This window comes from Streptomyces sp. NPDC014907 (genome assembly GCF_055562975.1).
This window is the reverse complement of sequence record NZ_JBVHEG010000004.1, coordinates 598297-623632: the sequence shown is the minus strand read 5'-3', so window position 1 is coordinate 623632 and position 25336 is coordinate 598297. Positions and strand designations below refer to the sequence as shown.

Below are 25336 nucleotides of genomic sequence, written 5' to 3'. Positions count from 1 at the left end.
GGCTACCCCGGGTTCCCGAAGATCAGGTTCTCCAGCGCGCCCTGGTAGGTCGTGACCGCCTGGTTGACGCCGTACTCCTTGGTCTTCTTGATCTGCTGCTCGCCGATCAGCTTGCGGCCCTCACCCGTGAGGCCGCCGGAGGATTGCGTCTGCTGGGACAGGGCCTGGCCCGTGTCCATGTCGTACTGCGTGACCGTGGTCTGGGTGACCGGGCTCGACGCCTCGGCGGCGTTCAGCGCGCCCGCGAAGGCGGCCAGCTCCCCGGCGCCCGGGTCGCGGCCCATGAGCTGCTGGAAGAGCCCTGTGGCCACGGCCCTGGCCGTGTCCGGATCAGTCAGGTCGGTGCGCGTGTCGAGCTGGACGGCCCGGCCGCCGCCAAGGTACTTGCCGGGGCCGGCGAAGCGCTTCTCGCCCGTCTGGGTGTTGATCTCGAAGGCGCCCTGCTGCTTCCAGACGTCCTTCTGCGTGCCTCCGGCCGCCTTCACATAGCCGTCCAGCAGGTCGTACGGGCTGACCTGCTTGCCCGTAGCGCCGTACCGCCCGGCGGCCTTGACCAGCTTCTGCCAGGAGTCTTCCGCCTCCAGCGCGCCGGAGCCGACAGGCACCAGCCCGGCGACCACCAGCTTGCCGAGGAAGTCGCTGCGCTTCTTCGGCGTCCACTGGTAGAAGTCGTTCATCGCCTCCTGCTCGGACAGCCAGTTGATCGTCTCCTTGGGCATGAGCCCGTACTTCTCGTCCCGGGCGGAGGGCTTGAGCGTCTTGCCCATGAAGACCCGACCGCCGGTCGTGGCCGCGCCGGCGCCCATGATCGCCTTGAGCGCTTCCAGCTCGCCGCCCTTCGGCTGCGGGCCTGCGGTGACCGCCATTACGCCACCTCCTCCGCTTCCTCTTCGAGGACCTTGTCCACATCCACTCCCAGGTCACGAGCCAGGTACCTGCTGTGCAGGTCCCCAAAGCGGGTGTCCGCCTCCGCCAGGTCGTCTACGTATCCGGACCAGGAAAGGCGCAGGTCGGAATTCGACTTGGCGCCCAAGTCCTTTGAGCCGCCTGCTGCATCGCGGCGACTCAGTTCCTGCACGATCGCTGACCGGGCGGTCAGGTAGTTACGCAGGCCCTTGAGGTCCGTGCGGTTGGGGTTATCCGCCAGTGGCGATGACGCGATCTGCTCAAGGGCCGGGACCATCCGGTCATACTTCTGCGAATCGAAGGTATTGAAGTCCTTCGACCACTCTTCGTTGTAGTACGGGTTTGGCGACCCGTCCGGGAGGAGCCGGTCTCCGATCAGCTTGGCGACGGCGCTCTTCATGGCGGCGAACTGCTCAGCGCCAGGGTCGCTGAATCTCTTGAACCCAGCGGAGATGAGCTGCGCGCGGATGACGTTCTGGAGCTGCGTGAACTTGCTCCACCCGCGCCGACGCTCGTTCTCCGTCATCGCCTCTTCGGCGCTGAGCTTCCGCCGCTGCATCTCCGACCCGCCAGGGACGAGCGGGTGGGTGAGCTGGTAGGTGTACGCCTCCGGCGAGAAGGGGCCGCTGCCCTCCGGGCCGATGATGAGCGCGCCCAGCTCGGGGTTCTGCGCCAGCAGCTCCTCGTACTCCTTGGACAGCTCGACAGCCTTCGCCGTCGCCTCGGCACCGACGACGTTCTTCGAGGTCGCCTGAGCGAAGATGAAGTAGTCCTCACCGAAACGGGCCAGAAACTCCTCGTCCGCAGTGCGCGGGTCGCGACGTCTCAAGGCGTTGTACTGGTCACGGTAGAACTGGTACTGGTCCGGCTTGCCGGTGGCGAAGGGCTGCGTGAAGGCGGACGCCGCGGAGAAAAGCCAGTAGTTCCGCGTCATGTCCGCGATCTCGCGGGCACTCGGCATCGGCTTGCCCATGTTCGCGTGCTCGTAGGCGGCGCGCTGCATGATCTGGAGCTTCACGCGCTGGTAGCGCTCATCCGTGGTGTCCCACGCGGTGAGGAAGTTCTTCACCGTCCCGGGCAGGGTCTGATCCGCGACGCGACCGAGCGGCGTGTTGCCGAAAAGCGGGGACCCGGCCGTGGGGCCGTGGGGCAGGATGCCAAGATGCCGGGCGACCTCGCCCAGCTTCGGCTTGTCCTTGACGAACTCGTTCACGGGGATGGCCACCATGGGCCCCGTTCCGGGATTGAAGAAGGGGTCTCCCTGCGTGACGATGTTCATCGAGTCCTGGCTGATCGCCCAGTTGCCGCTGGAGTCCATGCCCAGCGCCTTGCCAATCGGGCCGTTGGCCACGAAGCTCGGGATGCGTGCCAGGATGACGCGATCCCCCTTGGGGATCATCTTCTTCTCGACCTTGCCGGTCTTCTCGTTATAGACCAGCGCCGTGCCGTCGCGGTCGATCTTGTTGCCGTCGCGGTCCTGCATCCACCCGGCCGCCGCCGGAGCGTTGTAGATGACGCCCGCGTACCCGACCACCTGGGGGCGGTCCGCGATGATGCGTGCCCAGCGCTGCCACGCTTCGGTTGTGGCCGCGAAGAACGGACTGACGAAGCGGAGCATGTGCCCCGCGTCCGAGCGGTGCGCGATGTCGAAGACCAAGCGCCGCGTGTCCTTGAGGGCGAGCCGCCGAGCCGTCTCGGCAATGCGGTCCGCGTCCTTCTGGGCGATCTTCGCGCCCTGCTTCAGCTCCTGCTGGGCCAGCGCCATGGCGTGCCCCTCGTAGAGCTGATTAAAGAGGGGGTGGCGGGACATCCTGTCCGCCGGAATCGAAGCAGCGTACTTGTACCACCAGTCGATCACGCGGTCAATGCCGCGAGACAGGTGGTTCGAACCGGCGAGCGCTTCGCCCAGCTGCGTGGTGTGTACGTTGAAGGGGTGCTCGCGCCGCTGCGCCGCTGCGCGCAGGACGTCGTGGTCCAGCTCGCCCCTCAGGGCGGCCTCGCGCAGCATCGGCGTGGGCAAGTACTCGTTCACCTCGTGCCAAACCGAAGCGGCCAGCTTCTGCGGCGTGGCGTACTTGATACCCAGGCGCCGGCGGTATGCCCGGCCCTCGGGGGTCCGGGAGAGCCAGTGCGCCAGCTGCTCGGGCGTCTCGCCCTTCACGGCGCGGAGCGCGAAGGCGTCTTGCATGATCTGGTGGTTAACCGCCTGATGCCAGGACGAGATGAACTTCTCCGGGTCCTGGGCGTACGAGATCGCCACGCCCTGCTTGCCGTACGCCTTCTGAAGGTTCGAATGCACGAGCTGCTTGTTCCGGGCAAGCATGGTGCGGAGCGAGTCGTCCGAAGAAATCATCTTCTGGAAGTACTCGCCACGCTCGCCGGCGAGCGCCGCCGGGAGCACTGTGCCGGGAGCAACCTCCACGCCCTTGTTCAGCTGGGAACTCTGGCGGTGGCCGCGCTCCAGGGCCGTGGAGATCTGGCTCAGCTCCGCCTCGGCGTCGGCCCTCCGGGCCGCCAGGTCAGCAAGCTGCTCGTCGTACTCGCCCAGCTTCGAACGCGGGCCGATCAGGCGCGTCTTCAGGCGCTCCTCGGCTCGGGCGATCTCGCCCGCATGCTTGTCCACCAGCTTCTGGTGAGCGGCAATCGTCTTCGCGTCCGTCGTCGCGGGGTCGAGCGCGTTCAGGCGGTTCGTCGCCCGGCGGTGCCGGTCGCGAGCGCGGCGGATGGAATCCTTGTGGATCATCTCGCGCGTCTGAACTTTCGCGCGCAGCACGTTCGCCTGGGGCTGGAGGAGCTTAACCTCCTCATCGATGTACTTCAGCCCCTCCTTGGCCGCAGCCTCCTGGGCCGCGTAGTGCCGCTGGGGCTTCCACAGTGCGAGGTTCGTCGCCAAGTTCTTGACGCCGTACCCGGCGCGGAGCGCCATGTTCGCGGCGCCAAGGCGGGCGACCTGGCCAACGAGGTCGTCCCCGAGAACGCGGGGGATGTAGCCGAGACGGAAAAGCGTGGCGAACTTCCACAGGTGGTTCATGTAGTCGAGGCTGTTAACCATCCAGTCGGTGTTGCCGATGGACCGGGTCCGCAGTGCCTTCAGGGCGCTGCTGTGACGCGCGAGCGTGGTGTCCAGCGCGTTGAGGTCGACCAGGACGTGGTCGTTGGCGAGCCTCGTGACGAGGTTCGGGTGAACCGCGAGCTTGCCGCCCTCGCCCATAAATTCATCCAGGTGAATGCGACGCCCGCCTTCGGTGACGGCGTCCGTGGAGTAGCGACGCAGTCGGTCCTGGCCGGCGGTGATGTTCGCCTGGTACTGGCCGTAGAGGGTGGCGGCCTCCTCCGGAGTGAAGCCGTGCTTCGCGGCGACCTTCTCGACGCCGAGCTTCTGGACCTTGTCCAGGTAGGCCAGGCGGTCGCCCTCGGTCTTGGTGATCAGGTACTCGTTCAGGAGCGACTGCCGCTCTGCGGCCTGGATGCCCGGGATGCGGGCGATCTGCCCGCGCAGCTCGGCAACGGAGTCGGCGTGGATGTCGTCCACCGAGATCAGCCCGTTGGGGTGCGCCTCTCCGAAGCTCCTCACCACCGTGAGGTTCGGCCCGAAGAAGTCGTTCGCGTACACGCGAGCCGTCGCGATGCGCGACGTCGGCGCCTCGCTCGTCCCCAGGGCGGGACCCGAGCGGTAGCTGGCCGCAGCTGAGGTGCGGCGGTGAGCACGATCGAAGGACCAGCGGGTCAGGTTCACTGCGTCCAGCTCGCCGTAGTGGTCGAGCATGGCGCCGAAGCGGCTGACAAGGTCCTCGTCCGCGTTGATCTGCGCGGTCAACGTCTTGATCCGGTCCTCCACCAGCGCCTGCGCGCGGGGGTTCTGCTGCGCGATCACGCGCGGGAGCGCCAGGTCCAGCTCGGAGAGCCGGGCGGTGTCCTGCTCCAGGCGCTGCGCGGCGACCGCGTTGCGCTCCTGGAGGAGCGCTCGGGCCTGGACGTCGCCGAGCGACGTACGCAGGAACAGGTTCACTTCCTCCGGGGAGCGGAGCGAGGAGATGATGCCGCCGGCCCGGGGGCCGAGCGCGCTCTTCTTGAACATGCTCAGGTTGTTGATCAGCGCCGGGTTGTCCCGGTTGGCCCAAAGGAAATCCTGCGCCCTGCCCATGGTGCTGTTGGCCATGATGGAGTCGATGTCGTCCGCGCTCCACCCTTCCGCAGGGCGGGGCTTGACAACGGCGCTCGTACGCACGGCGCCCGCGACCTTCCCGCCGAGAACGACGGGGTCGAGCCACCAGCGGGTGGCGAAGTCGGTGGCACCGGAGGCGAAGGTGAACCAGCTCTGGTCGCGGCGGATGCGCTCGACGGCGCGGTTGCCGACGACCGGCATTCCTGCCTGGCGCAGCAGCTCCTGCTGCTCGTCCTCGCCCATGTCCTTCCACCCGGGCGGCAGGTAGGCCGCCTCTGGTGTGGCGTAGAGCGGCTGGTTCTTCATAATGTCTTCGACTTCGCGGTGGTTCGCCCAGAACGCTTGCCCAGGGCTGACGTGCTCCGCCACGCGCCACGCCTGCGACCACGTCGAGCCCTTGAAGATGTTGCCGACGCCCTTGTCCTCGGCGGTCGTGCCGGCGAGCAGGAAGGTCGAAATCGGCTGGGAGATCGCGTTGTCGTACGTCCACTCCAGGCCGGCCATCGTCTTTTCGATGGGCTTCGCGCCGGGGCGCAGGAAGTAGCTCTCAATCGCGCGGGCCGAGGCGGTGTCCTTCTCCTCGGGGCCGATGTTCTGCACCCAGCCGCCGACGACCGGGACGACGATTGCGGCGTCCCGGATCTCCTTGAGCCAGTCACCCAGTCCCACTCACGCCTCCATCGGAGGCAGCGGAGCGGTGGCGTCCGGGTAGACGTTGAAGTCGGTGGGCGTCTTCTGGAGTCCGTACGCCAGGCCGTACCCCATCGTGTCGGGGTCGGCTCCGTTGAGCGCCATGTCCACCGCGAGTGCGGGGGTGTCCGGGAACAGGGAGACCATGTTCCCGAGCGCGTTGAACCAGCTCATCCCCATCAGGCCATGCCCTTCAGCTGACGCACGAGGTTCCGGGCCGCCTTGCTGGCGCCCGGGTGATTGGCCATCGATTCGAAGACCGGCAGGTACTTGACCAGGTTCTTGAGGTCTTCGTCCGGCTGGGACGGCAGACCCAGGGCCTCCAGTCCCGGACCCGCGCCCGCCGCAGCGCCGGCGGTCACCGGCTCGTCGGGCCGCTGCGACGGCTCACCGAAGCCGATGAGGTCCGCCGTCAGATCGACCGGCGCCGAAGGCGCAGCAGCCTCGCCGCCCGGGGAAGCGGCGAGCGGAGCAGCCTGCTGGAGCTGTTCCAGGTTCTGGCGCTCGCCGTACGCGCCGCCCGAAGGCGCGCGCACGGGCTGGCCCGGACCGCCGTCCGTGCGCTTGCTCAAAGCCCCCGGCCCGGAGACCGGGGCGGGGGAGGACGGCTGACGGTATCCACCGCTGGCCATGGGCTCCTCCTTGCTACTAATCCCAGCGGGACTAGTAGTTAGCTACTAGTGGTAGTAGTTAGCGCGGCTTGCGGCTGTCGTTGGACGAGGTCGGACCGGGGGTCGCGCCGAGCGTGGTGTTGCTCCAGCCGGTGACGCCCGGCGTGGTGGTGTTGCCGCCGGAGTCGCCGCTGTTCCCGCTCGCCTTCGGCTGCTGGGTGTGGACGGTGTCCATGCCGCCCTGGAGGTGCTGGAGAGGCTTCGAGGAGCCCTCGTGGAACGGGTCGCCGGTCAGTCCTTCGGACATGAAGATCACTTCCTGTTCTTCGGGTCGCTGTGGTCGTCGCAGTACTTGGGCTTGGCGCCCTTGCCGGAGCCTTCGCGCCGGAGCTTGGTGCAGGAACGGACTACACAGAACGAGTCGGAGAAGTCGGGCTCAGTCTCGGCGTCCGAGTGCTCGCGAAGCTTGACGGGACATCCCAGCCAGTGGGTGGCCACGCCGTTCTCGGCCGGACGGCCGCAGGTCTCGCACGTCATGCCGGAACCGCTCTCTTGACGGAGGTGGACAGGGAGGGCTTGCCGCCCGCCGTGAGACCGGCGAGCATCGACATCATGTCGGGAGTCCCGCCGGGGCCCATCTGAGCCTGACCCGGGGCGACGCCCCCGGGAGCGCCCGTGTTCGGGTTCATCTCGAAGGGCACCCCGGCGCCGCCCTCTTCGGCGCCGGGGGCCCCGGGCGGAGCCGCAGGCGCGGGAGGCGCGGGCTCCGGCTGGAACGCCTTCAGGACTGCCTCGTGCATCGGGATGCCCTTCTCGCGCATCTCGATGATGGAGGCCGCCTGGGCGAGCACCATGGTGGGGTCCATGCCCTGCTGGGCGAGGATGCCGGCAGACGACAACATGGCGAACACGCCCTGCTTGAGGGCGTCCGTCGTCTGCTCGATATCCACCTGCGCCTGCATTTGCGCCACGTCCATGTCCTGCGGAAGCTGCCGCTGGACGAAGTCGCGGGAAACGAGCTGATCGCCGCGGAGCTGGAGGAGGAAGACCAAGGCTTGGTTGGGGTTCATCCCGGAGGCAAAGCCGTACGACACCGAGACGGTGTAGTTGCCCTTGATGTCCTTGGACGGCGTGTAGCTCTCCTCGAAGGGAGTGCCGTTGATGACGCCGGAGATGGTCTTCTTCTGGTCAGGCCAGAACTTCTCGTCCATCTCGAAGCACAGCTCCAGGGCGCGCTCCAGCGCGTCCCCGATCATCATCTGGCCCGTGGCGATCTGGATGTCGTAACCGCCGTTCAGAGCGTCCACGCCCCGGCCGGTGATGATCGAGGCGTCCACGTCGCCCGTGGCCGCGGCCGGCGTGCGCGTGCCGCGCATGACCTCGCGGTCCAGAATGGACTCCTGCTGCCAGGCGACCGCGGGGACGTCCTGCCCGACGCGCCTGATTTTCTCCGGTGAGTTCGTGCGAATGATCGCGTCGTCCCCCATGGGGATGCGCTGGACGTCCGTCGGGACCGCGAGCGGCCCGCGCACGGTCTGCTGCGTGGCCTGGAGGCCGAGCATCGCCATCTTGTTGCGCGCGAGCATCGGGTAGATGACGTCATCGAACTGGCCGCGGTCTTCGCCGTCCCACTGGGGCTTGGTCGCCACGGCGACCGGCACCTTGCCGAAGCGGTTCGGCGTCACCATCAGAACGAGGTTCGAGCGCTCCGGCATGTAGAGGACGTAGTCGTACGCGTCGCAGAACTTGACCAGCTCCAGCTCGGTGTCGCCGGAGACCGCCTTCCCGAAGGGGTCGCGCTGCTTCCCCAGGATCGCTTCGGCGTGCTCGGGGAACTTCGCGGCGAGCGACTGCGCCTTCTCCCGCCAGACCTTGGAGTACGAACGGACCTCGCCGTTCAGCGTGTACTCGACGTACGTCTTCATCGGGTTGTCGAGCCGGATGCGAGGGCGGGCATTCGCGAAGTCCGGCTCGACAACGAACGGCAGGGAGCCGTAGGTCAGGTACCAGTCGGCACCGGTCGGCATCTGCTTCTTGAGCCGGGAGTCCGTGACGTAGGAGTACGCGATCTTCGTCTTCTTCGCGACGAAGCGCTTGCCGCGCTCGGAACTCGTCACACCGGAAGAGCAGTTGATCGACGGGAGCGGTGCCAGGTTCTCGGCGAGCTGGCGAGCAGCCGTGTCCAGCACGTTGGCCGTGACGGGCCGGGGCCACGCGTCCGGCAAACTGCCCGGTTGGATGTTGTTGATCTTCTGCGCGCGAGCGTCGAAGACCGTCTGGTGACGGCCGTCCCGCTCGATCGCGTCACGTCGCAGCGCTGCGACGCGCTGTGCGATCGGGCTGATATCCCGCATGCCCACCTCCCGGCGGCGAAGTGTACGTCCTGTACAGAGCCGCGCTAGCGGCGCCGGGTCAGCCCTTCAGGCGGAGCGCGAGCACGTCGGCCACCTTCTCCGCGAGCGCCGAGACCTGCGCGTCCGTCAGGCCGGTCGCCTTGATGCCGTCCACCTTCGCGGAGAGCGCCGAGACGGCCTTCGCCAGGCCGACGACGGAAGCCGAGGTGTTGTTGAGCAGCCCCCAGGCGTCGGTCTTGCCCTGCCCCTTGTACTGCCAGCCGCTGTACGGCACCTGCGCGTCGTAGATCTTCTTGAGCTGGGCTGCCTGCTCGGGGGTCATGTCGTCCTCCTCGATGGGTGCGGGCGATCCGTTCGCCCGGGCGACGATGCCCGGGAAGACGATCTCCCTGAACTGCTTGATGCGGGCCTTGCCGGGACAGGCCGTCCCGCTGACGGACCACTCCGGGAAGAGGGAGTGGTAACCGAAGCCCGGGTCGGTCGCCGTACGGCAGATGCGCAGCGGGATGCCGTGCGTCTTGTGCAGCCAAACGCCGAGGTCGATCAGCGCCGTCATCTGCGCCACGGTCCAGGGGTCCGTGTGCTCCAGGTTCGAGGCCGTCTCGATAGACACGGCGCCGGTCCCGTCGGACCGCAGGTTGGCCCGATAGTTCGCATCGGCCTTGGTCTGGGTGCCGATGAACTGTCCGAGACTGCCGTCGAAGTCCAGCCCAAAGTGGCTCTCCAGGCTGGTCGAGTCGCGCCAGTACTCGTAGATGCGACGCTCGTCCCACGGTGCCGCGATGCTGTGCATGATGAACTGCGTCGGCCTGATGGCCGCCTGCTGGTCACTCTCGGGCTGGAGTTCTAGCCTGATGGCGCCGGGATACCAGGCCATCAGCGGATCACCCCCTGTTCCAGGAGTCGCCCGACGACGGCGATCATGAGGCCCTTGTTCTGCTCGGGGACGTCCGCCCAGGGCTTGCGGGACGCCTCGCGGGTCTCGTAGCCGTGATTCGGCGCCAGTTCCTCATATGCCTCGTGGAACCGGCGGGCGATCTCTTCTGCGTGCTCAGCCATCACGCGCGCTCCGGCCAGTGCCAGGTGCCGCCCTCGTACGCCTCGGAGTGGACGCAGTCCTGATTGAAGAACATGCCGGTCGGGTTCAGCACGGCCAGCGAAACGACCGGGCCCCGCAGGTGCGGCCCCTCGTGACGTACCTCGGTGATGATGGCGGCGCGGCACTGCGAGGTGTACTCGCCGCGAGGTGTGCCGTAGCTGACGTAGTGCACGACCCGGCCCACGCTGGGCTTCTGTTCCACGACGTTCTCCTTCACCATCCCAGGGAGCCGTTCCAGGCTCCGGCGCCCTGCTGTTGCAGGGCGAGGTCTATGTCCACGACCATCTGGTTCGACTGGTCGTACTCCGAGGTGAACTCGGAGCTGTTCAGGTGCCAGCCGCCGTCGCCGGCGCCCAGCATCAGCTCGCGGCAGCGGATCTCCGCGAACCACAGCGCCATAACGGTGTCGGTCAGGCCCTTGGTCTCGGGGAACCAGGCGCACAGCTGCTCGATGAGGGCGCGCACGCCCTCGGACTGCGTCTGCGACGGCAGGCGGATCAAGTTCCGCCCTTCGCCCCACCCCTCGAAGAGCGTGGCCATGCTCGCCACGCCGAAGTCGCTGTCCCACTTGTTGGAGTTCGTGTGGTGCGGCGAGATCAGGCAGCCACGGGCGTGGAGGTACGAGCGGATCTCGGCGTCCTGCACGATGGACGCCTGGTACGCGTTCTTCTCGATCCGCCATTCCTGGATGCCGTACCGCTCCGTCAGGCGCTTGATCTCCGCACGCATGCGGTGCGGCGGCATGCCGCGCTCGTTGACCACGTCCAGCACCCACCGCTGACCGGTGCGCCGATCGAGGCCAACGATCAGCATCGCGGTACACCCGGCGGCGGCCGGGTCGAGCCCGGCGATCACGGTCAGCCCCTCCATGCCGTGCTGGCGGTGATCCGACTGCCCGGCGAACATGCGGCCCGGGTACCGGGCGCGGTCCACGCAGCCCTGCACGTCCTCCTGCTTGAAGACCGCGTCGTCGGCCACCTGGTCCTGCATATAGACCATGGACCAGTTCCGCGGCGCCATGCGGCTGCGCTTGCGCGCGAGCGCGGGGCCGGGCCATGCCGGCCACATGCCGTCAATCGGCCAGCCCTCGGCGATGGCCTGGTTCCGGGCCGCCTTCGAGACGGGCGGACGGTTCGTCCGCGGCCAGAGGGTGACCCAGTCCTTCGGGTCGTCGGCGAAGTGCAGGACCGCCGGCTGCGTCAGGTACGTCCAGGGCGACTTGCCGTCGGAGTAGTACTTCGGCTGAAGGATCTCGGAGTACAGGTCCACCGTCGCCATGCGCGTACCCACGAGCAGCATCCGGCCGCCCATGTCGGCCACGCGGGAGCCGACGATGTTCTGAATCCAGTCGATCTGCGCTTCGTACTGCTGATGGTTCGTGTTGTCCACGCAGTCGTCCATGATGACCAGATCCGTACGCGTGCCGTAGATCTGGCCGCCGAGGCCCACGGCTTCGCATGTGTAGTCCTTCTCGCCGGAGTCCACCCCGGCCACGCGGATCTGCGTGTTCGTCCAGGTGCTCGCGCCCTCGGCCCAGCCGCCAGGCGGGCCGAAGTCCCGCTGAAGCTCGGCGTACGCCTTGCTCTCGGCAAGCCTCTGCTTGATCGCGAAGAGGAACTTCGCGGCGAGCGACTGCGTCTTGGAGATGATCAGCACGCGGATGCTCGGGTCCTGGCAGATGCGCCACACCACGTAGTTCGTGGTGATGACAGTGCTCTTCGCGTGCTCGGGCGGCGTGTTGACGAGAATCGTGTCCGGGTCGCCCTGGATGTAGCGCTGCGCGGGATGCAGGTCCCGCGGCGGACGGCCCTCCAAGAGGTCGTACCACTGGAGGTGGTGTGCGGCGAGCTGCGTGTCCAGGTACCTCGCGCAGAACTCCGGGAAGTCGGGGACTTCCTTGCGCGCGGCCTCCGCGCCCTCCACCTTCGCCTGAAGTGCCCGGTCGATCAGGTCGCGGTAGTCCGGATCGGACTTGCGGTAGTACTCGTGCGTCTTGCGCGAGCAGCCGGCCTGTCGGCAGCCCTCCTCGATCGTGCCGCCCATGCGGACGGTCGCGATGATCGCCTTCTTCTTCTCCGCGGAGCTGAGCGTGCTGTTGCGGCGGTCCCTGGGCTTCAGGGGCGGCAGCTTCTCGGGGTCGGCAACGAGCTTGACCATCAGGCGGCTTCGGTGGTGACCAGGCAGCCTGTGGGCGTGATGCGCGTCAGCAGGCAGGAGTCCACCCAGTCCTGCCACTTGGGCTCCAGGGAGCCCTCCAGGATGACCACGTCCACCCGGCGGCCGTAGGTCGGCCCGCCAGGCATGACCGCATGCACGTCAGCGGCAAGGTCCTGGCCGCGAAGGACGTCGTTGCAGCGGCCGGGGTCGGGGACTACGGCGAGAATGCGCGTGTGCGGGTCCTCCGCAAGGAGGTTGCGGATGTAGTCCTCCGTCTTCACGCCCAGCTCCCCGGTTCCTGGGGGCCCGTCAGGGGGCCCGGCTGGGGGCGGAGGCTACATCCGGAGAAGCGAATCCACACAAGCAAGGGCTTTGCCTTCGCATTACCTTGCTTTGCCAATCCTTTACCCACGACACGCCGTGCTGATTTGCTTTTAGGTACCTTGCGTCAGCTAAGCTCGACCCAGCGAAGCTCGACCGGAGGAAAAGCACCTCCGCTCTCGCTTGAGCGGCCTGGAGGCCGCAGCATCGCCCCTGGTCAGGGGCGCCAGGCCCGCACCAGCGGGCCTTCTGCATGCTCGGGCCCAAAGGGCCCTGGAGCTGCCGGCCATAAAGGCCGGCGCAGAGCTGGGGGGTTTAGCTTCGAACGATGGGTTGACACCATCGCTCGCGCTCGGCCCCGGGTTTAACACCCGGGGGTCAAAGGTGAGCATGAGCCTTCGAAACGAAGGCAGCAGGGGGGAGAGCAGGCCCCTGAGGGGGCCGAGCGCGAGCAAACGAGGCGGACGGCCTCGCTTCAGCTTCGCTTCCGCTCTGCTGCCGAGCACAGCAGGGCCTCCGGCCCACTGCCCTTATGGGCAAGCTGCCGCCTTCGGCGGCAAGCTGAGGGGGAGCAGAGCTGCGGCCTGATGGCCGCTGCTGTCCACACACCTACCGGTGTGTGAGCTGCGTCCACCCATAGGTGGACAGCGCGCACGCGCGTGAGGCTTCGCCTCCCGCACCATCGCCGCCCGATGGCGGCGAAGCTGTCATCCCCTCAAGCACACGGCCTTGATGGCCGTGAGCTGTCGTACGCGGGCGTACGAGGCTGACGCCTCGCCGCCGCTCTCCTTCCGCCTTCCGGCGGAAGAGCTGTCCCCGTGACTCTGGGCCGCCGTAGCGGCCCTGCTGGGGGTAGAGCGCCGGCCTGGTGGCCGGAGCACGCGCACGCGCGCGAGAGGGCCTGTTGCGCCGCTTCTCTGCCGCCCGCAGGCCGGCTTCCGCGACCGCGGGCCGCATCGCCGGCCCGACCCGGGGTAAGCGTCGGCCTACGGCCGAAGGGCAGGGAGCATGCCGCCGTTCCCGGCGCGCGAAGTCTCCCTGCCGGTGCCCCGTGTGGCGCCTGTGACCTGCGCATCTGTTCGATGCAGCTCTCCCGGCCGATGGCCTTTCACGCCCTGCGCACATCCAGTGGTCTACCGCTCCGCATCCGGCGATCCGGACGATTCAAGAGAGAACCAGATTCTTGACCCTAGTGAGGCAACCCTCATTAGTGCAGGTCAGTGACCTAGACCAAAAGATCTTCGAAGAAGTTCGAGCGATGGGCTTGACCGGATATCCGGATGAGTGCAGTCTTAGGTCATCGCCACCGAGCAAGCCCAAACGGGCAAGAAACGGTGACGTTCGAGTGAGTCGAACTGCCCGTACTTCACGGGAAGTTCACAAGCTCGGCAGCGCCCGGAGCCTCCGCCCGCAAGGGGGAACGCGAAGAGAGCGCCAGTGCCTTGAGAACCGAATATCGAGATCTAGTGGGTGACGCACCGGACGTCGCGAGACCTGTACAGCGGCCCACGAAGGATGAGCGCGGATGAGAAACCGCGTGGATGCAATGCCGTGAGGCGTCGCGTCAGTGCACACGCCCCCTGGCACTGAGAAGGGGGCCGGTACGCAGCAACCGTGATGCTGCACGCGGCCTACGGGCCGCACGCAAGCAACGCAAGACGAAGACGAACGAGCCCGGCCGGGCCGGCAAGTAGGTTCCGGACTACGTGCCACTCCATTCGGTTGGGTTCAACGTGCGTACTGGTTCAAGGCCAGTCACGCCGGCCAGACGGCCGGGCTCGTTCGTCACTCGTCAAGTCGGCAGGGCCTGATCTCCCTGTCGGCCTGATGAGCCCCGATCAGTCAATGGAGAGGAACTGATCATGAGCGTTACCGAAGAGACGAAGCAGTGGTGCACTGACAGGCAGCACCCGTGGGTGACCTACAACCCGTGGCTGCACCGCAGTTACTGCCGTTGCGGCGAGCGCCAGGAGGACGGCGAGCGCCCCATGGACTGGCTGGCGAAGCGCGAGGTCTTCTCGTGCGGGGGCAAGTGATCATGAGCGGATACACCGACTGCGCATGCCGCGACTGCATGGACACCGTGGTGAGCAAGAACCCGGCACGGCCGGAGCTGTGCGAGTTGTGCCACGCCGCTGGGTGCGGCGACCCGGACGCCACGACGTGGCCGGAGTGCCAGCGCGACGACGCGAACAGGGGCGAGTTGACCATCCGCGATTGGTGGCTTGCCGAAGCGCGCCGCTACCTGGCACACGCTCGAAGCAACCGTCACAACCCGAGCATCTGGCACCAGGCTATGGCCGATGTCGCCTGGTGCAGGCGCATGACGCAGTGGACGTACTGACATGGCCGACCCCCGCATCACCCGCGCAGCGGCGCTGTACGCCGCATGGCTGGACGCGCACTCGGAGGCGTGAGATGCCCACCGTCAACATCAGTGAGCGTTTCGACGAGATCGATCGCGAGGAGAGATTTGGCCCCCACCGCAGCTCTCACCTTCGCGTGATCAACGGACGACTGTTCGCCTTCATACAGATGAAGAATGCCCGCGGCAAGGTGGTAGCGATCAGGGTTGCGGTCGCAGACCGGCCAGGCTACGTCCATGAGTTCACCCGCTGATCCGCAGCAGCATCGGGCGCACCTCAACGCAGGTGCGCCCCCTTGCTCTTACGGGTGAGAGCGCCGCCGGCTGATCCCTGGCGGTCCGATCTTCGGGAGAGGGAGATCATCATGAACGCCGATCTTGTCGGCACTGCGCCGCAAGTCGAGTGGAGCGATGCGCAGATGCGCGAGGCTCTGCGCATCGTGCTGCGCCACGTCCAGGGCGCCCCCAAGTCGCAGTTCGGCGACACGCGGGAGCGGTCGCGGTACATCCGGAGCATGGTGCGCCGCGTGTCCCACACCAGCCGCTTGCGACTGGAGCTGGGCGCGATCATGTACCTCTGCGAGAACATGGCGCTCACGCGCCAGGAGAAGACCCATTTGTACGACGTCTCTCACGCCCTGCGCGGCGAGATTGCCGAGCGCCGCACGAACGGGGGCGAGTGACCATGGATGACGAATGCGCCCTCTGTGGCGGACCCGGCGTCCCGCCCGGCGAGATCTACTGCTCCCCCGCGTGTGAGTACGCGGACGGTCCCGAGGACGAGAACGACGGCTTCTGACCCTGTAGCGCCATCGGGTGCCCGTCTCGCACGGGCGCCCCCTTGGTCTTGCAGAGACACGCACGACCACACCGCGCCTGATCCGCGCGGTGCCGAACTGCCTTTGGAGAGGGGCAGATCATGAGCATCACCCTGAACAAAACCCACCCCGGCGGAGATCTCCACATGGGCGCGCTGCTTCGCGGCGCGCTGGAGTTCCAGGGTGTTCGCGTCCGTGTGGACAAGCCGTACCGCTCGCTGCCGTGGGAGTACCTGGTAGCCGAGCACGAGGGCCACGCGCCGGTGTGGATTCACGCACTGTCGTGCAACGGCACCATCCACTACGACGTCCCCCGCGCCGAAATGTGGGCCGTGGCCGCAGTCGTCACCGACGACCTGAACACGCGGTTCGTCTATGACGGGTTCAGCGACAAGAACGCTCGCCCGGCCGCTCAGGCCGTCGCGATGGCTGCGGCGGTCGCCCGCCACTTCGGCCTCCCGGTCCGCGAGTACGGCGACCCGTTCGCGGAAGCCGGTGAGCAGGCATGAGTCAGGCAGCGCTTCAGGCGCAGCTGTTCACGCTCGACGCGCAGTACGAGCAGATCACGGGGCACAACGGCTTCCTCTACGCCTCCGGGGAGGGCCCCGGCGCGTACCACTTCACGGACGACCGTGTCGTCTACGGCGTGCGCAGCGCGCTCGCACACATGCGGGAGCTGCTGCACCAGGCGGCCCAGGAGATGGAGGAGAGCGCGTGAGCGAAGCGAAAGCGTGGGCGTACTCCACTACCGGCTGGAGCGCTCACAGCGGTGCCGGGGGTGCCCGTAACTGGTGGCTCGCCTACTACGTGGCCGGTGAGCAGGTGCGTACGCACGACGCCCGCAACGGTCGGCTGAGGCGCTTCGGGTCATACCAGACGGCTTCACGCGCCGCGAAGCGGCTGAACGCGGAGCTGGGCATCGTCGGCCCCCACTAGACCGCCCGGCTTCCCCCGGCCGGGCACCCGAGAGGCCCCCTGTATCCCCTGCGGGGGCCTCTCCCTTCCTCTCGTCCGTGCACCCTCAAGTCCGTACGTGCCCAACCTCTCCGGGGCGCGTGCGGGCCTGTGGTGGCATGGCCACCAAGCCCCCGCTGGTCCGCGGCACGCTCCGGGCCGGCGGGGGAGCCAAGCATGGCGGAGCCCCCGGGGAGACCCGGGGGCTCCTGATCTGCGGTCAGTAGCTACCGCAGCCGTTGCACGGGAACGGGGTCTGCGAGACGCAGTTGCCGTTGTCGTCGTACACGTAGATCACGCTCTTCTGACCCGAGCACGTCTTGGTGTTGGACGGGTTACCGGGAAGCGGGTCGGGCAACTGCTTGCCGCAGATCTGTCGGTGATCCTGCTCGTGTCCCATGGCTGTACCTCTCCACGTGTTCTGTGGCGGGCCGCCAGGTCCCGGCGCAGCCGGTGCAGTACCACGACCATGAGTCCGGGATGTCCGAGCGCATGTGCGTGGTGTCCTTCCAGAGCATCGGCTTCTCGGGGCACTGAGGGCATGACGGGGGCGCGAGCACCATGTGAATCTCCTCGAAGGGGTTGCACTTCACCGTGGCGCTTGCGCCTGTGGTGCGTGGTGCGGAACCGCTCGTCCCACTCGAACGGGGGACGGGACCCGCCCCGAGCGAAGTGCTGCCACCCGACCCCTGAGAGGAGGGTGCTCCGCCCGGGACGGGCGATCAGAGGCCCGGCGGAAGCGGCCGGGCGATGGCCATCGTCTCCGTGACGATGCGGAACAGGGTGTGCCGCTGACCGGAAGCGTCGAGCTGGGCCGCGTGCTTCATGGCCCAGTCCTGCGCCACGGCGTAGTCCCGATGGCCGGCGGACGAGTCCACACAGGACGGGTTCGCACAGACGACGGAGATCATGGGCGGATGGCCGTCCTCGGTCCTCAGAGAGAGGAGTGTCCACTTCTCAAAGCGGTAGACGCGCCGGGTCACCGCGACCAGCTCCGCTGCTCGTTGTAGGCGTGAACCTTCGCCAGCAGCTCCTGCGCCACCGAAGCGCGGCAGACCTGGAGGGCGTGCGCCACCCATTCCGCCTCGCCCGGAGCCTCCGGGTCGAGACAGATGTCCCGGCCGCTGATCTCCACGATCCGGCCCACCCGGCCGGTGGCCGTGTCCTTGGCCCAGTCACCCACTCGCAGGGGGGTGTTGCTCATGACGCCGCCTCTCCTTCGGCAGACAATGCGATTGAGCGTGTCGGCTTGATCACTTGCTGTGACGCCGCTCACTGGAATAGTCGACCGGTGGACCAGTCATGTCAATGGGGTCATGAAGAAGCCCCCGCCGAATGGACGGGGGCTTGGCCGGAATGGATCGGTCAGCGCATCGCGTACCCCTCCGTCCGGGCCCAGCGTCCGGCGGGGGTGACGCCGACCTCGTACGTCAGAGCCCTGCCGTCACCGTCGTAGGTGACGTGCCGGACCTCGGCGACGGCTTCCGGGCCGTCGAGCTGGAGAAGTACCAGCTCATCGGCGGTCGCGAGACGAGCCGTCCACCAGTCCCGCGCAGTGTGCGGGCGACGGCCCGTCTGCATCTCGACGTAGCGGGTCGTGCCCTCGCGGATGCGCTCGCGCTGGAGGAGGCGCGGCGCAGCCTCGGCCACCTCGGCCGTGAACCATGACCAGGAAGTGGCGGTTGCCCTATCACCCTCAAGGGTGACGCGGTGTCGCCTGGCGACGACGTCGCCCGCTTCGATGCCGAGTGCGGTGGCCACATCATCCGGCGCCGGAAGCATTTCGGCGCCCACGATCTCGGCGTGCTCGCCGGCCGTGTAGATGTGGCCGGTGTCCACCGATGCCTTGTACCGCTCACCCGCGGTGCGGGCGAGAAGCACCCGGTCACGCACGACCGAGCCGGTGCCCTGCCGGGTCTCGATCAGACCCTCGTGCCGGAGCACTTCCAGGGCCCGCACCACGGTGGCTCGGGAGACCGACCACCGCTCGGTCAGCTCGCGCTCGGACGGAAGAAGCTCTGAGGGCGCCAGGTCGCCCCGGACGATCCGACCCCGGAGGTCGGCCGCGATCTGGTCGTACTTCGGGAGTGCCATGATCTGCCTTTGCTCGACTAGTGGACTGGTCCAGCAGGCATGCTCTCCGGAGCACTCCGGACGGTCAAGTGCCGTCCGGTCCGTAGACGCCCGGTAGCTCCGGGCAGGGAGACCCTGACAGGGGCACGGCAAAGGACCGGCTGCGCCGGGCCGAGCGGGTTCGAATCCCGCACTCCCACGGAGGCGTGGCAGGCGCCACGAGGAACGCCGGGGCCTTCAGGACCCCGGCCAGCGCCTCGGGCGGGCTTTGCTCTTTAGCCGCCGGTGAGTTTCGCCCCAACTAAGTAAGACCTGCCAGGAGGGGCCGTAAGGGTCTGGTCAGCCTGAACCAAAACCAAGTGACCATGGCCCCCGCCAGTCGGCGGGGGCCGCCCATCCCCGGAGAGGAGAGAAGATCCCGATGTCTCGTCATCGGGGCATGCTCGTGCTGCTCCGCCCCCGCAGGGGGCACGGCGGTACGACGTACGCGAGGGTGCTTCGCACCCCCACCCCCCACACGGTCCAGCTCGTGGCCACCGCCGACTCCGGCGGTCGGCTGCGGGGAAGCGTCTGCACGATGCCCAAGGCGCTGATCACTCAGCGCCTGCGTGGCAGGCACCGCAAACGCCCCTTTCCGTGACACCACGGGATGCGGGTGCGGTGACCTGCGGTGACCACCACTGACCCACGGCCGGGCCCTGCTTTCAGGTCACGTTCGGTTAATTTTTCGGCAAGACAGCACCTGCGATGCCGGTACCGCCTGCACCTGCACCACACTGTCCATGCTGCCACCGACCGCACCTAATGAGGGGACCCCGCTGTGCCGCCGCGGAAGAGGATCGAATTGAGCCAGGACGTTCGCGAAGCTCTGGAAGAAGACCTGAAGCTCTCGTTTGAGGCGTACTGCCGCACAGAAGAGGACTTCAAGATCAAGCTGGCCCTGGCCAACAGGGCCGGGCTCACCATTCAGGACCTCTCCGACGTGATCAACGTCGGCAAGTCCACCGTCGGAGACTGGAAGAGGCAGGGTGAAGAAGCGCGAGATCGACGCCGTAGCGTCCGCCCTGGCGGACCCGGAGAACGCGGAACGGACGGCTGAAGAAGTCGCCGCCGCCGCGATACAGGCTCTGGATGACGTCCGCTCACGGACGCATCGCCTGGCCGTAGTCGGCCAGATCCAGTACGGGCCCCAGGACGAGACCCACACGGTCATCCTGGGGCCTTTCTCGTCCCCGCTCCTGCTCTCCGACCCGGACAAGCTCAAGGCCGCTCTGGAGCGGCCCTGCACGGACACCCGGGAGCAGGGCCGGGCGCTCGCCTGGGACCCGGCGAAGAAGACCGGCGCCGGGCGCTTCATGCTCGCGCCGATGTTCATGCGGGCGCGCGACGCCTGGGACTTCTACCGCGGCAGCGCGGTCGCCGAAGAGGTCGTCCAGGCCGTCTCCGTGCTACCGCGCAGCATCACGCCCGCCTGCCTGTGCGGGCTCAAGCATCGCCCGCCGTGTCGCTTCTGCGGCAAGGCCATCGAGACCACCTGCCCCCTGCACGACCCGGGGGCGCCAACGCACCGCTGCTCGACAGCAGCCTGACCGCGCCGGCGGGGCGCGGGACGGAGGTACGACATGCAGGACGGATCGATACGCGGCGAAGAGGCCAGTGTCTGGCTCAAGTCGCACTTCGCCGGCGAAGCCGAGCCGAGCATCGACATTGGTTGGCGCGACGAGACCCCCGTCTCCTCCGCCAGTCAGCGCCGCATCCTCGAAATCCTGTTCAGCCCCCGGGCTGACACCCCTTCAGCGTAAGATCCTGGCCGCATGGGTGACCCCGGCGGCGCAGCCACGCCCCGGGGTCTGGCCAGTCTTGAAGGGACTGACATGAGCAAGACTCTCACGTCCGCGATCGACGTCGCGGGCAGGGCTGCCTCGCCGAAGACGCTCCGGGCCGTCGCTTACCTCCGAGTGAGTACGGAGGAGCAGGTTAAGGGGTACGGCATTGCCTACACGGAAAAAAAGGTGCTCGCCTACTTCAAAAAGAAGGGGCACGAGCACGTCGGCACCTTTGTCGATGAGGGCCTGAGCGGCAGCCTCGAAGCACACGAGCGCCCCGACCTCAAGCGGTTGATGGAGCTGGCCCGGCAGACGCCGCGCCCGTTCGATCTGGTCGGCGTGAACGAGGGTCGGGCCATCGGTCGTACCGGCCGCGCCTTCTGGCGCTGGGTGTGGGAGCTGGAAGACCTCGGCATTTATGTAGCCGTGGCCTCCAAGGACTACGACAACTCGACGCCCAGCGGACGTAGCCAGATGCGCAAGGATGCCGATTACGCCGAGGAGGAGCGGGAGGCGATCCGCACCCGCACCCAGGGCGGCATCCAGGAGAAGGCGGAAGAGGGGCTGTACGTCGGAGGCAACGTCCCCTTCGGCTGGCGCGTCAAGAAGGGCAAGTTCAAGGTCGCCAAGAAGGAAGCCGCCTTCAGGCACTGGGCGAGAAGGCGGTTCCTCGCAGTGAGGAGCTGGGGGCAGGTCGCCGCCGAGGCGAACCTGGACCGCCGCTTCACGCGGTCCGGTCGTCCGTGGACGCGTAAGAACCTGCAACGCATGATGCTCAGTGAAGCATCGCTGCGAAACAGGATCTTGTGGCGCTCGAAGGGCGCCCGCAATTCCGACGGCAGCACCACCTTCGGCAGGGAGGCGGTCATCAAGCTGCCGAAGATCTTCTCGAAGAAGGAGGCGCAAGAGCTGCTGGATGCACAGAAGGTTGGTCGGACCCCCGCCAAGGGCCGAGCCTATCTCCTGTCCAGGAGCCTCATCAGCCCCTGCGGAAGCGTGTACGCCGGCCACAATCACCGGCCCGGGGTGTACAGCTACCAATGCCAGGGTCGTGCCGAGGAGTATCCCGGCGCCGGCAACGAGAAGTGCAGCTGCCCTCAGCTCGATGTCGATGCCGTTGAGACGGCGGTGTGGGGTGACATCGTGTCGCTCCTCGGCGACGCCGAGCGCATGAAGGCCATGGCCAAGGAATGGCTCGACGCCGCCTCGTCGGAGCACGTTGACCACGTCGCCCGCCTTGCCCAGCTGGATCAGCAGGTAGCCGAGCAGGATCAGGTGATTGCCATCACCAGGGGAGTGGCCGTCCGCCAGGCGGCCAAGCGCGGCCTCGCGGACGAAGAGGCCGAGGCCTTCGTGGAGGAGGCCATCAAGCCCCTGGAGGATGAGCTTCGCGGGCTGGACCGCCTGCGCCTGGAGGCGCTCAGCTGGCAACGCGAGGCCGAGCAGGCATCGCGCCGCGCGAATGACTTCGAGCGCCTGGCTGAGGCCGCCAGGAACAACCTGTCGTCCTTGACGCCGGAGCTGAAGGCCGAGCTGGTCAAGCTCCTGGAAGTCCAGGCGGAGGTTGTGCGCGCGGTCCCGCGGCAGCAGGGCATTCCTTGCCAGATCACCGAGTGGTTCAAGGAGAACGGCCGGGATGTCCCGGACCTGACCGACGAGGTATGGGCGCTCGTGGAACCGCTGCTCCGCCCGAAGCGGAGCGACGCGCTGCCGCCGCGCCCGAAGCTGGAAGCCATCCTCTTCAAGGCCCGCACCGGATGCCGGTACGAGGATCTGCCGGAGGAGTACGGCGCGTACCGCACCATCCGGACCCAGGCTCAGCGCTGGATGAACTCCGGCGTCTGGGATCAGGTGATGGAGCTTCTGAGGGACGCCCCGGGCCAGCCGGTCTGGCAGCCGGAGACCAGTCAGATCAAGGTCACCCTGAAGCCGCTGGCGATTGAGTCCAGCCTGGGCGGCGAAGAAGGCGACCGTTCGAGTACGGGCCTCCCACGCAGAACTCGGTGCGGTCGCCGAAGCCCTGGTGGGTCCGGTCCTGCGGCAGGATGCGCGCGTGCGCCCCGCAGTCCTTGACGAGCGTGGAGAGTTCGAGCAGCGCGAAGACGTCGTAACGGTGCACCACGTTGTCCCCGCCGGACTCCCGGTTCACCACCAGCAGGCACTCCGAGCCCCGGGGGAGCCCGAAGAACGCCTGCCTGCGGCGGAGCCGGCGCCGCCACTGGTACGTGCGGCCGAGCCAGCCGAGGGAGGCGCTGACCCCGGTGGCCAGCACCCCGAGCACGATGTTGCGCACGTCTTCGTTCATGGGCGCGCATGCTAGCGGCGATCCGGCATTCAGTTCGAGGCGTTCCTGACGGAAGGGCACCGGGGAAGTTACGCTGCGCGGACCGCAGTTGACTGGAGGTACGGATGCGTCGTTCCGCCGCAGGCAAGGTCTCGCTTCTCGCCGTCGCGGCGACGGTGCTCTCGGTGGGCGCCGCCGCACCGCCGACGGAGGCGGCGCCCCCCGTCAAGGAGCCCGTCGCGGTCGGCCACGGCGGCGCCGTCGCCAGCGTCGACGCCGACGCCTCGGCCGCCGGCGTCGAGGTGCTCCGCAAGGGCGGCAACGCGGTGGACGCCGCCGTCGCCGTCGCGGCGGCCCTGGGCGTCACCGAGCCCTACTCGGCCGGGATCGGGGGCGGCGGCTACTTCGTCTACTACGACGCCCGGAGCCGCACCGTCCACACGATCGACGGCCGCGAGACCGCGCCCCGCTCCGCCGGCGCGAACCTCTTCGTGGAGAACGGCGCCCCCATCCCCTTCGACGAGGCGATGACCAGCGGACGCGGCGTCGGCACCCCCGGCACCCCCGCGACCTGGGAGTCCGCCCTCGACGCCTGGGGCAGCAAACGGCTCTCCACCCTGCTCGCGCCCGCCGAGCGCCTGGCCCGCGAGGGCTTCACCGTGGACGAGACCTTCCGCTCCCAGACGGCCGCCAACGAGGCCCGCTTCCGCGACTTCCCGGCCTCCTCCGCACTCTTCCTGCCGGGCGGGCGGCTGCCCGAGGTCGGCTCGCGCTTCAGGAACCCGGACCTGGCCCGCACGTACGAGAAGCTCGGCCGCGAGGGCGTCGGCGCGCTTTACGAAGGACCGCTCGCCCGGGACGTCGTCACCACCGTCCGCAAACCCCCCGTCCGCCCCGGCGCCACCCGGAACGTCCGATCCGGGGACCTGACGGAGCGGGACCTGGCCTCGTACCGCACCGAGTTCCGCGCGCCGACGAAGGTCTCGTACCGGGGCCTCGACGTCTACGGCATGGCCCCCTCCTCCTCCGGGGGCACGAGCGTCGGCGAGGCGCTCAACATCCTGGAGAACACCGACCTCTCCCGCGCCTCGCAGACCCGCTACCTGCACCGCTTCGTCGAGGCCAGCCGCATCGCCTTCGCCGACCGGGGTCGCTGGGTCGGCGACCCGGCCTTCGAGTCCGTGCCGACGCGCGGCCTGCTCTCCCAGCGGTTCGCGGACTCCCGCGCCTGCCTCGTCCGCGACGACGCCGTCCTGACCAGCCCGCTCGCCCCCGGTGACCCGCGCGACCCGGTGCCCTGCGCCCCCGGCGGCACCGCCGCCCCCACCCCGTACGAGGGCGAGAACACCACCCATCTGACGGTGGCCGACAAGTGGGGCAACGTCGTCGCCTACACGCTCACCATCGAGTCCACCGGCGGCAGCGGGATCACCGTGCCCGGCCGGGGCTTCCTGCTCAACAACGAGCTGACCGACTTCTCCTTCGCCCCGGCGAACCCGGCCGTGCACGACCCGAACCTGCCCGGCCCCGGCAAGCGCCCGCGCTCCTCGATCTCCCCGACGATCGTCCTCGACCGGCACGACCGGCCCGTCCTCGCCCTCGGCTCCCCGGGCGGCGCGACCATCATCACCACCGTCCTCCAGACCCTCACCGGGGTCCTCGACCGGGGCCTGCCGCTGGTCGACGCGATCGCCGCGCCGCGCGCCAGCCAGCGCAACCAGGCCACCACCGAACTCGAACCCGGTCTGTGGGACAGCCCCGTCCGGGCCGAACTGGAGGCGATCGGACACCGCTTCCGGCAGAACCCCGAGATCGGCGCGGCCACCGGCGTCCAGCGCCTGCCGGACGGCCGCTGGCTGGCCGCGGCCGAGACGGTGCGGCGGGGCGGCGGCTCCGCGATGGTGGTCCGGCCGGCGGAGGGGCCGGGGACGCTCCCCCCGGTCCCTACGGCGCGGTGAGGACGCGCGGGCCGTCGTCCGTGATCGCCACCGTGTGCTCGGCGTGGGCGGCGCGCGAGCCGTCGCAGGTGCGGATCGTCCAGCCGTCCCGCGCCGTGTAGTGCTCGTCCGTGCCGCCGCCGATGAGCATCGGTTCGATCGCGAGCACCATCCCGTGACGCAGCTTCATGCCCCGGCCCGGGCGTCCCTCGTTGGGGACGCCCGGGTCCTCGTGCATGGCACGGCCGATGCCGTGGCCGCCGAACCCGTCCGGGATGCCGTATCCGGCGGCCCTGCAGACCCGGCCGATCGCGTGGGCGACGTCCCCGATCCGGTTGCCGACGACGGCCGCCGCGATGCCGGCCTCCAGGGCCTCCTCCGCCGCGGCGATCAGCCGGGCGTCCTCCGGCCGGGCCGGGCCGACCGTGAAGCTGACGGCGGAGTCCCCCGCCCAGCCGCCCAGCAGCGCCCCGCAGTCCGCGGACACCAGGTCCCCCGGCGCGAGCCGGGTGTCGTCCGGGACGCCGTGCACGATCGCGTCGTTCACCGAGAGGCACACGACCGCCGGGAACGGCACCGGTGCCCACTCCGGCCGGTAGCCGAGGAAGGGCGAGCCGGCCCCCGCCTCCGCCAGGACCTCGCGCGCGGCCCGGTCGAGGTCCGTCAGCCGGACACCGGGTGCCGCCTTCTCCCGCACGGCCGCGAGGGCGCGGGCCACCACCCGCCCGGTCTCGCGCATGGCCGCCAGGGATTCGTTCGTCTTGATCTCCACCATG

Annotated in this window: 30 protein-coding genes and 1 pseudogene; 13 read left to right on the top strand and 18 right to left on the bottom strand. The window is 68.4% G+C overall.

The window, feature by feature from the left end:
* Positions 1–2: 2 nt before the first annotated feature.
* The 12 genes from ACZ3IL_RS15070 to ACZ3IL_RS15015 are packed head-to-tail and all read right to left on the bottom strand — an operon-like array spanning position 3 to position 12128.
* The gene (locus tag ACZ3IL_RS15070; RefSeq protein WP_467390341.1) at positions 3–866 is read right to left on the bottom strand and encodes a hypothetical protein; all 864 of its coding nucleotides are present in this window, start codon (positions 864–866) and stop codon (positions 3–5) included.
* The gene (locus ACZ3IL_RS15065) at positions 866–5740 is read right to left on the bottom strand and encodes a hypothetical protein (protein WP_467390340.1); all 4875 of its coding nucleotides are present in this window, start codon (positions 5738–5740) and stop codon (positions 866–868) included. Before ACZ3IL_RS15065 ends, ACZ3IL_RS15070 begins: the two co-directional genes overlap by 1 nt.
* On the bottom strand, positions 5741–5935 hold the full coding sequence (locus ACZ3IL_RS15060; RefSeq protein ID WP_467390338.1) for a hypothetical protein: 195 nt from the start codon (positions 5933–5935) through the stop codon (positions 5741–5743).
* 5 nt (positions 5936–5940) lie between these two features.
* A complete protein-coding gene (locus ACZ3IL_RS15055) occupies positions 5941–6393 on the bottom strand; it encodes a hypothetical protein (protein ID WP_467390336.1) in 453 nt (150 codons plus the stop codon).
* A gap of 58 nt (positions 6394–6451) precedes the next feature.
* The gene (locus ACZ3IL_RS15050; protein WP_467390334.1) at positions 6452–6679 is read right to left on the bottom strand and encodes a hypothetical protein; all 228 of its coding nucleotides are present in this window, start codon (positions 6677–6679) and stop codon (positions 6452–6454) included.
* Between the two features lie 5 nt (positions 6680–6684).
* Complete coding sequence (locus ACZ3IL_RS15045; protein WP_467390332.1) at positions 6685–6909, bottom strand: hypothetical protein; 225 nt, start codon at positions 6907–6909, stop codon at positions 6685–6687.
* Positions 6906–8726, bottom strand: a complete 1821-nt coding sequence (locus ACZ3IL_RS15040; protein WP_467390330.1) for a hypothetical protein — start codon at positions 8724–8726, stop codon at positions 6906–6908. Before ACZ3IL_RS15040 ends, ACZ3IL_RS15045 begins: the two co-directional genes overlap by 4 nt.
* A gap of 58 nt (positions 8727–8784) precedes the next feature.
* On the bottom strand, positions 8785–9603 hold the full coding sequence (locus tag ACZ3IL_RS15035) for a peptidoglycan recognition protein family protein (RefSeq protein ID WP_467390328.1): 819 nt from the start codon (positions 9601–9603) through the stop codon (positions 8785–8787).
* On the bottom strand, positions 9603–9785 hold the full coding sequence (locus ACZ3IL_RS15030; RefSeq protein ID WP_467390326.1) for a hypothetical protein: 183 nt from the start codon (positions 9783–9785) through the stop codon (positions 9603–9605). The genes ACZ3IL_RS15035 and ACZ3IL_RS15030 overlap by 1 nt, the downstream gene beginning before the upstream one ends.
* Positions 9785–10027, bottom strand: a complete 243-nt coding sequence (locus ACZ3IL_RS15025) for a hypothetical protein (RefSeq protein WP_467390324.1) — start codon at positions 10025–10027, stop codon at positions 9785–9787. Before ACZ3IL_RS15025 ends, ACZ3IL_RS15030 begins: the two co-directional genes overlap by 1 nt.
* Positions 10028–10038: 11 nt before the next feature.
* Positions 10039–11982 carry a phage terminase large subunit family protein gene (locus ACZ3IL_RS15020; protein WP_467390322.1) on the bottom strand — a complete coding sequence of 648 codons (1944 nt, stop codon included), beginning with the start codon at positions 11980–11982 and terminating at the stop codon, positions 10039–10041.
* Positions 11982–12128, bottom strand: a complete 147-nt coding sequence (locus ACZ3IL_RS15015; RefSeq protein WP_467390320.1) for a hypothetical protein — start codon at positions 12126–12128, stop codon at positions 11982–11984. The genes ACZ3IL_RS15020 and ACZ3IL_RS15015 overlap by 1 nt, the downstream gene beginning before the upstream one ends.
* A gap of 2037 nt (positions 12129–14165) precedes the next feature.
* Here ACZ3IL_RS15015 and ACZ3IL_RS15010 point away from each other — a divergent pair.
* The 7 genes from ACZ3IL_RS15010 (at position 14166) to ACZ3IL_RS14980 (ending at position 16422) form a co-directional block, all read left to right on the top strand.
* A complete protein-coding gene (locus tag ACZ3IL_RS15010) occupies positions 14166–14339 on the top strand; it encodes a hypothetical protein (protein ID WP_467390318.1) in 174 nt (57 codons plus the stop codon).
* A 2-nt stretch (positions 14340–14341) separates the two neighbouring features.
* A complete protein-coding gene (locus tag ACZ3IL_RS15005) occupies positions 14342–14647 on the top strand; it encodes a hypothetical protein (protein ID WP_467390316.1) in 306 nt (101 codons plus the stop codon).
* 74 nt (positions 14648–14721) lie between these two features.
* Complete coding sequence (locus ACZ3IL_RS15000) at positions 14722–14922, top strand: hypothetical protein (RefSeq protein WP_467390314.1); 201 nt, start codon at positions 14722–14724, stop codon at positions 14920–14922.
* A 165-nt stretch (positions 14923–15087) separates the two neighbouring features.
* Entirely contained in the window at positions 15088–15351 is a 264-nt protein-coding gene (locus ACZ3IL_RS14995; RefSeq protein ID WP_467390312.1) for a hypothetical protein, read from the top strand.
* Positions 15352–15587: 236 nt separating this feature from the next.
* On the top strand, positions 15588–15995 hold the full coding sequence (locus ACZ3IL_RS14990) for a hypothetical protein (RefSeq protein ID WP_467390310.1): 408 nt from the start codon (positions 15588–15590) through the stop codon (positions 15993–15995).
* A complete protein-coding gene (locus tag ACZ3IL_RS14985) occupies positions 15992–16204 on the top strand; it encodes a hypothetical protein (protein ID WP_467390308.1) in 213 nt (70 codons plus the stop codon). The genes ACZ3IL_RS14990 and ACZ3IL_RS14985 overlap by 4 nt, the downstream gene beginning before the upstream one ends.
* Complete coding sequence (locus ACZ3IL_RS14980) at positions 16201–16422, top strand: hypothetical protein (protein WP_467390306.1); 222 nt, start codon at positions 16201–16203, stop codon at positions 16420–16422. The genes ACZ3IL_RS14985 and ACZ3IL_RS14980 overlap by 4 nt, the downstream gene beginning before the upstream one ends.
* 238 nt (positions 16423–16660) lie before the next feature.
* Here the strand turns inward: ACZ3IL_RS14980 and ACZ3IL_RS14975 are convergent, their stop codons facing one another.
* From ACZ3IL_RS14975 to ACZ3IL_RS14960, 4 genes are all read right to left on the bottom strand, one after another.
* Complete coding sequence (locus ACZ3IL_RS14975; protein ID WP_467390304.1) at positions 16661–16840, bottom strand: hypothetical protein; 180 nt, start codon at positions 16838–16840, stop codon at positions 16661–16663.
* 322 nt (positions 16841–17162) lie between these two features.
* Positions 17163–17519, bottom strand: a complete 357-nt coding sequence (locus ACZ3IL_RS14970; RefSeq protein WP_467390302.1) for a DUF7848 domain-containing protein — start codon at positions 17517–17519, stop codon at positions 17163–17165.
* A complete protein-coding gene (locus tag ACZ3IL_RS14965) occupies positions 17420–17644 on the bottom strand; it encodes a hypothetical protein (protein ID WP_467390301.1) in 225 nt (74 codons plus the stop codon). Before ACZ3IL_RS14965 ends, ACZ3IL_RS14970 begins: the two co-directional genes overlap by 100 nt.
* A gap of 161 nt (positions 17645–17805) precedes the next feature.
* Entirely contained in the window at positions 17806–18534 is a 729-nt protein-coding gene (locus tag ACZ3IL_RS14960) for a GntR family transcriptional regulator (protein ID WP_467390299.1), read from the bottom strand.
* Between the two features lie 400 nt (positions 18535–18934).
* Between ACZ3IL_RS14960 and ACZ3IL_RS14955 the strand changes: the two genes are divergently transcribed.
* The 5 genes from ACZ3IL_RS14955 to ACZ3IL_RS14935 all read left to right on the top strand — a co-directional run bounded on the left by ACZ3IL_RS14955 (position 18935) and on the right by ACZ3IL_RS14935 (position 22412).
* Positions 18935–19153: a hypothetical protein gene (locus tag ACZ3IL_RS14955; RefSeq protein WP_467390297.1), complete on the top strand. Its 219-nt coding sequence runs from the start codon at positions 18935–18937 to the stop codon at positions 19151–19153.
* A 204-nt stretch (positions 19154–19357) separates the two neighbouring features.
* Entirely contained in the window at positions 19358–19612 is a 255-nt protein-coding gene (locus ACZ3IL_RS14950; protein WP_467390295.1) for a hypothetical protein, read from the top strand.
* Positions 19542–20102, top strand: coding sequence for a hypothetical protein (locus tag ACZ3IL_RS14945; RefSeq protein ID WP_467390293.1), 561 nt, complete (start codon positions 19542–19544; stop codon positions 20100–20102). Before ACZ3IL_RS14950 ends, ACZ3IL_RS14945 begins: the two co-directional genes overlap by 71 nt.
* A 33-nt stretch (positions 20103–20135) precedes the next feature.
* Positions 20136–20315: a hypothetical protein gene (locus ACZ3IL_RS14940; protein ID WP_467390291.1), complete on the top strand. Its 180-nt coding sequence runs from the start codon at positions 20136–20138 to the stop codon at positions 20313–20315.
* A gap of 72 nt (positions 20316–20387) precedes the next feature.
* The gene (locus ACZ3IL_RS14935) at positions 20388–22412 is read left to right on the top strand and encodes a recombinase family protein (RefSeq protein WP_467390289.1); all 2025 of its coding nucleotides are present in this window, start codon (positions 20388–20390) and stop codon (positions 22410–22412) included.
* On the opposite strand, the pseudogene ACZ3IL_RS14930 reads toward ACZ3IL_RS14935, so the two are convergent.
* A pseudogene (locus ACZ3IL_RS14930) lies at positions 22303–22644 on the bottom strand (hypothetical protein); the annotation flags it as partial. The gene ACZ3IL_RS14935 and the pseudogene ACZ3IL_RS14930 overlap by 110 nt on opposite strands.
* 104 nt (positions 22645–22748) lie before the next feature.
* Here ACZ3IL_RS14930 and ggt point away from each other — a divergent pair.
* Entirely contained in the window at positions 22749–24581 is a 1833-nt protein-coding gene (gene ggt / locus ACZ3IL_RS14925) for a gamma-glutamyltransferase (RefSeq protein WP_467390287.1), read from the top strand.
* On the opposite strand, the gene map is transcribed toward ggt, so the two are convergent.
* The gene (gene map / locus ACZ3IL_RS14920; RefSeq protein WP_467390285.1) at positions 24568–25335 is read right to left on the bottom strand and encodes a type I methionyl aminopeptidase; all 768 of its coding nucleotides are present in this window, start codon (positions 25333–25335) and stop codon (positions 24568–24570) included. The two genes, ggt and map, sit on opposite strands and share 14 nt — an antisense overlap.
* Position 25336 lies beyond the last annotated feature (1 nt).